The following is a 1,164-nucleotide window of genomic DNA, read 5'->3' on the forward strand; positions in this document are numbered from 1 at the left end:
GCGTCAGAGGTATCCGCGATCAGGGCCATCTGCCCAGCCACGATGAAGAAATTGCCGGGCCGAACCTCCTCGAGCGTGACCTCTGTTTGATCGACTGCCTTGGCCTCGCGCGCGCCTTTGGCCAGATCGGCTTGTACCCGTTCGATTTGGGGCTTGAAGGTCTCGAAATCCTCGCACTTTTCGCGATTGGCGATTTCTTCGGCTGCGCGCTTTTCTGCTCGCGGCGCGACGTGGCGCAACTGTGTGATGTCGTCTGGTGCGCCCGGCGTGATGCCCAGTTCCGCGAGCAGCGCGTCGTCGCCCAATTCCTGGGGCGCCACGGCTGCTGGGCCATTGCCATCCAGCAGGCCATCACGATCGAGACTGGCCAGCAATTCGCGCGCTTCCGGAAGGCTACGCAGGCGGTCTAGCCGCACCGCATAGAGGCGCTCGAAAATGTCACGGTCATCACCGTGCCGAGGCAAATGTCCATGCTCAGCCACGAAGCGTTGAATATCCTCAAAACCGGCAATGATCCGTTCTTGCAGCGGTGTCAGGGCACGCTTGGGCTCTGCCGTTGTCTCGACACCCAGTTCGGCCAGCAGTTCAAGATCGCTCAGCTCAGCCATCAGCCGCCGCCTTTGCCGCATGACGTTGCAGGAAGGCGATGCCCTCGGCCATCTTGCGCTCCCAGGCATCCTGCGAGGTCAGCGAGGGAAGGCGCCCGCGCTCCCGCTTGAACTCGAGCGCGCGCTCGGCCAGCATCCGCGCATCCTCGTAGGTCAGCTTGTCCTTCTTGGCGTTGATGACAGCCTGCACCTGCAACAGGGTCTTCTCGTCCATCGCCTTGGCCAGCACGGCATAGGTGGCGTCAAACGGATTGACGCGGTCGATCAGATCGATGTCGAGGTCGGTAACGCTCAGGGCAAATTTGCGCACCCCATCGATGAAAGCTGTACTGCCCGAAAACTCCCCATCGACCACATCGCCGACCATGGCGGCCTTGGCCTGCTGGGTCAGTGTCAGGGCGGCAATGGCGTGCTGACGAACCGCTTCCTGGTCATCTTCGCTGAGGTCAGGGAATTTCTCGCGGATGATCTTGCCCATCTTCAGCTGGGTCAGCTCCTCGGGTACCACTTCGGTGTCAAACATCCCGCGCTCCAGTGCCGATTTGTCCTGCACGAA

Annotated in this window: 2 protein-coding genes; both read right to left on the reverse strand. The window is 61.5% G+C overall.

Annotation, left to right across the window (positions count from 1 at the left end):
- On the reverse strand, nt 1-608 hold a 608-nt coding region (locus J0H39_25655), incomplete at its 3' end, for a GIY-YIG nuclease family protein (protein MBN9500151.1).
- Nucleotides 601-1,164: DEAD/DEAH box helicase (locus J0H39_25660; GenBank protein ID MBN9500152.1), on the reverse strand; the 564-nt coding region annotated here is incomplete at its 5' end. The genes J0H39_25655 and J0H39_25660, both read right to left, overlap by 8 nt.

Source organism: Alphaproteobacteria bacterium, from assembly GCA_017308135.1.
Taxonomy (GTDB): Bacteria; Pseudomonadota; Alphaproteobacteria; order CACIAM-22H2; family CACIAM-22H2; genus Tagaea.